The organism is Leptodesmis sp. (genome assembly GCF_052746595.1).
This window is the reverse complement of sequence record NZ_JBRAGO010000178.1, coordinates 1-4534: the sequence shown is the minus strand read 5'-3', so window position 1 is coordinate 4534 and position 4534 is coordinate 1. Positions and strand designations below refer to the sequence as shown.

Annotated in this window: 5 protein-coding genes; 3 read left to right on the top strand and 2 right to left on the bottom strand. The window is 49.1% G+C overall.

Annotation, left to right across the window (positions count from 1 at the left end; translation table 11 throughout):
• Positions 1 to 154: 154 nt before the first annotated feature.
• A complete protein-coding gene (locus ACUVQO_RS22490; RefSeq protein ID WP_445928052.1) occupies positions 155 to 628 on the top strand; it encodes a hypothetical protein in 474 nt (157 codons plus the stop codon).
• Positions 629 to 728: 100 nt separating this feature from the next.
• Here the strand turns inward: ACUVQO_RS22490 and ACUVQO_RS22485 are convergent, their stop codons facing one another.
• Both ACUVQO_RS22485 and ACUVQO_RS22480 read right to left on the bottom strand, forming a co-directional pair.
• Positions 729 to 1784, bottom strand: coding sequence for a S1C family serine protease (locus ACUVQO_RS22485; protein WP_445928051.1), 1056 nt, complete (start codon positions 1782 to 1784; stop codon positions 729 to 731).
• A gap of 258 nt (positions 1785 to 2042) precedes the next feature.
• Positions 2043 to 2804, bottom strand: coding sequence for a DUF1997 domain-containing protein (locus ACUVQO_RS22480; protein ID WP_445928050.1), 762 nt, complete (start codon positions 2802 to 2804; stop codon positions 2043 to 2045).
• A gap of 410 nt (positions 2805 to 3214) precedes the next feature.
• On the opposite strand from ACUVQO_RS22480, the gene ACUVQO_RS22475 reads away from it, so the two are divergent.
• Complete coding sequence (locus tag ACUVQO_RS22475) at positions 3215 to 3910, top strand: NAD(P)H-binding protein (RefSeq protein ID WP_445928049.1); 696 nt, start codon at positions 3215 to 3217, stop codon at positions 3908 to 3910.
• 114 nt (positions 3911 to 4024) lie between these two features.
• Complete coding sequence (locus ACUVQO_RS22470; RefSeq protein ID WP_445928048.1) at positions 4025 to 4447, top strand: hypothetical protein; 423 nt, start codon at positions 4025 to 4027, stop codon at positions 4445 to 4447.
• Positions 4448 to 4534 lie beyond the last annotated feature (87 nt).

Below are 4534 nucleotides of genomic sequence, written 5' to 3'. Positions count from 1 at the left end.
TGTCCCGTAACATCCGTTTAGAATCCCCGCGCATTCACGCCGGGGAGTAGTCAACTCACCCAAAATAGAGTGGCCATCTACTAAGTTTCCCGAGCAGGAAGAGAGGGGTACCCCTGTTTCTCAATCCTGGAATCCGCAGCTTTATGAAGAGAGAATGGATTTCAAACAGCAGCAACAAGCAAAACAGGATGCCTGGCAGGCAGCGCAAGAATTGCGTTATCTCTATCAGTCTGGACACCCTCCCTATGGAGGAGAAAGATTTCCTGGCTCGGAGGAGCAAGAGCAGCTACCATTCCAGCAGGAACCAACGATCGCAGGGTCTACTGCACGATCATCGGGGTTTTTCCTGCATCACCTAGGATGGGAACGATTCTTAGAAATTCCGCGCAGCCCCATGCAGAAACTCAGTGACGGGGTGTTGTGGATCGTCACGGGAGCGATCGTTCGCCTTATTGCTCGCTCGATTTTGATGGTGTTTCCGTCTTTGTCCTCGGTAGTAACCCTGCTCATGCTAACTCCGGCCATATTAGCGGTATTTCTGGTGTTCTGTGTTCCCAGAATGGGTTGGGTGCCTTTCTACCACCTGTTTCTGATTACTCTCGGTCTGCTGATTGGCGGTAAGCTTTAATGCTTGATCGACACCGAATCGATCAGCGAATTCAAACACCCACTCTTCCCATTCAGGGACTTTCTGGTTATTAATTCGTCCCGCTCCATTCAACTCGCCCCTAGCGGCCTGGGTAAGGGCTATAGTCTGGATAACCATAAGGGGGAGGAACATAGCCTGGAGGTAGGCCACCATAGGGATCTGCATAAGGAGGACCAGCATTGTAGCGAGGGCCAACATCCGGGTAGGGATAACCTCCATATCCACCTCCATAAGGGGGAGGATAGCCCCGATAAGAACCCCGGTAGGGAGAAGGTGAATCGGCATAAAATCCCTGTTCTAGCCCCTGCATCGGTTGATTAGCTCGATTCTGTTGAATGAACCCTTTAGCAACAGTGGCACTCGTGGCAAAACTGATGCGATCGCGATCTTCTGCACCGGAACTGGAACGGGCTACCCCTTTATTGATTCCAATCATTTCACCCCTGGCATTCAACAAGGGGCCACCAGAGTTGCCAGGCTTTAAGGTGACATCTGATTGCAAGTCGCCATTGGGCAGAATTCTCACCAGTCTTCCCTGGGTCACTACGCCAGCCTGACCAAAAGGACTGCCAATCGCGCAAACAGGTTGCCCCAGATTAGTCACTCCAGAGGCGGCCAGGGGAACCACGGGCAGGTTTCCTGGATTTTGTAACCGAATTAAGGCCAGGTCGTTGAAGCGATCGCCCGCAATCACTTGACCAATATATTGTTGACCATTATTCGTCTGGACGGACAGAGTAGAGCCTCGTACTCCCTGCACCACATGGTAGTTGGTGATCACTAACCCATCCTGGCTGACAATACTACCAGAACCAACTTCTCTTCCCGCACGAATAGTTACGACTGCGGGTTTAGCCGATTGGCAGTTTCTTCCGCTGGTATCTGCGGGCTTTTTAGCTATCTCAACAGGTTGAGATGACGCATTAGGCTCTTGCTGAACAGGATTCGAAGGATCCCCTTCTTGAAAAGAAGGATCAGGAAACGGCAATCGCTCTGCGGTTTCCTGGTGTTCTGGCGGAGAAGGCTGAAATAGCCCCTGATCATTGCTCTGAGAACCATCGGATGCGAAAACCAGCGTGACAACGCGAGTTGCCGCTAGTAGAGCGATGACCAGTATCAGTCGTTGCAGACCCATATTGTTAAGTGAGGAAGAATCATAGTCATTCTACTCACTTCATGAAAACTTGTCCGGAATTATTGATGAAACTATTTAGAAACTGTTTGTAAATGAATATTAAGATGCAGGAAAGATGCTCTGGGATTGGATCCTCCCTAACCCTCCTCAAAAAAAAGGGAAGCAAACCAGAATGCCTGAAGTCTCCCTTTTTAAGGGGGATTTAGAGGATCGAAACATTGGTTTACAAACAGTCTCTTACTTGATGGGTAGATGCTCCTAAGTAGGATCCAACTCCTGATAACTCTCTGCTTTCTGAAAAAACCATCGTCTAGAGCATTTGGGCAGAGGTAAGCCGTGGCTTTGATGAAAGTCTTTTAACACTTTGCGAGTCAGGCGACCAGATACTTGACGCACGATTTGATGCAACAGACGATCGCCTGTTTTTTGAATCAAGGGTTTGGGCAGAGCATGAATAAACCGGGGAAATTGAATATCCACTGTTAAATCTAGCAACCACTTAACTTGAGTGAAACGAGTAAAACCAGGCGCCAGGGAGGAAGCCATTGAGGATTCCTGGGAATGCTCTTGCAGCAAGTCAACCAGTTCCATAGAAGCCCGAAAATCAACGCTGTAACTCGCTGTCTCCTCATTGGGGAGGGGAACGGTTTCAATTCGGTATACTCCCGCCTCTTGCGGCAGCAAATCCAGACCAATTTTAGGTTCTACTTCATACCCAAAGGAGCCAAATTTACCAATCACCAGAGCATAACTATTTTTGCCAATCGGCTCTACCGTCATTGGCTGAGCGCACCGCCGGAACCATTCGTGATGGCGATCGAAATAGGCCACAACCGTATGCATATCAGCCTGCAATTCCATACTGTCGGTAAACTGGCTGTAAAAACGAGTGGGTTCATTCACAGGCAGTGCTGCGTCCTCTTTCAGAGAATAGTCTGGCCCTGACACCACAGATGCAGTGTGGATCAACGCCTCGGTTACTTCAACGGATGAGTGCTCAGTGGGTTGGTATGACTGCATGGACTAAAGAGATTTCCAAAACTTTATTACAGGTTCGTTGCTCTTAAAGTTCCCCAGAGAAATTGGTTAGATACATCTTTTAGCTATTCCAATGCTTTAAAGTCTGATTTGCTCCTGGGAGATATGCAGGATGAAGACTGTTCATAGAAATTCTTGAAAAGTGCATTACCTCAAAGAGGCTCTGAGAGACTGTTTGTAAACCAATGTTTCGATCCTCTAAATCCCCCTTAAAAAGGGAGACTTCAGGCATTCTGGTTTGCTTCCCTTTTTTTTGAGGAGGGTTAGGGAGGATCCAATCCCAGAGCATCTTTCCTGCATCTTAATATTCATTTACAAACAGTTTCTGGGCAGACAAGCTTCCCTCCAAAGTGACGATCACTGTAATAATTAGTAACATATCACTCCAAAGGGTGGCATCCTTGATTGCCGTATGTGAGGATTTGTTTATGAAAGCCTTTGTCGCCGGAGCAACTGGAGAAACGGGTCGTCGGATTGTCCAGGAATTGGTAAATCGGAAGATTCCAGTTCGGGCAATGGTTCGCAACCTGGATACCGCTCGTTCCATACTGCCCAGTGAAGCGGAACTGGTCATCGGGGATGTGCTCGATCCAGCCAGTTTGCCGGCCGCAATTGGGGACTCCACAGTTGTGCTGTGTGCTACCGGGGCCAGACCTAGCTTTGATCCCACTGGGCCATACAAGGTGGATTATGAAGGCACAAAAAATCTGGTCAATGCTGCTAAGAGCAAGGGAATTGAACAGTTTGTCCTGGTGTCTTCCCTGTGTGTCTCCCAATTTTTCCATCCCCTGAATCTGTTCTTTCTAATTCTGGTCTGGAAGAAGCAAGCAGAAGAATATTTGCAAAACAGTGGCCTGACTTACACGATCGTCCGTCCGGGGGGCTTGAAAAACGAAGATGCAGCGATCCCCGTGGTCATGTCCAGTGCTGACACCCTGTTCGAGGGAAGTATTCCCCGATCGCTCGTCGCCAAGACCTGTGTGGAAGCCCTGTTTCTGCCCAGTGCCCGCAACAAAGTTGTCGAAATTGTTGCCAATGCTGACCAACCGGAAAAGAGCTTCGACGAATTATTTACTAGCGTTACCTGAACCTTTTGTAAGTTTGACGGGTTGTCGTTTGACAGGGGAAAGGGCTTATCCCTAAGATTTGAGGCTGTTCTCGACTCCGATTTCTGATCTCCAATTCCCTGATTCTCGATCCCCATGAATAAAATTCTGATTTCAACTTGCTTACTGGCACTGATCGGTACGCCCGCGATTGCCCGCAAAGTTGAAGTCGTTGGGGATGTGGCAGGCACTTGGCATATTGAACCCAACCACAATCCCAGAGTGGGGGTACCTGCTCGTACCTGGGTGGCGTTGACTCGTCGAGGTGGGGCATTAGTGCCACTGAGTCAGGCAAATTGCCAGATGGCGGTGTATTCAAGACCGCGTCGATCGGGAGATCAGCCCATTTTGCGTCCGACTGTAAAGGCGATCGCGGCAGAACGCTATCAGGGCATTCCTGGAGCCGACATCACCTTTCCCAAGGTAGGACTCTACCAATTGCAGCTTAGCTGCTCTCCCGAAACCAAAGGCAACTTTCAACCCTTCCAGATGCAGTACGACGTAACTGTTGCTCAGTAGTTTTTCAACATAGGGCAGTGAAGCTGAATGAGTTTTGGTGACATCCTCCCGACACCAATGCTACGCATACGGTGCGGGCTTCCCAAG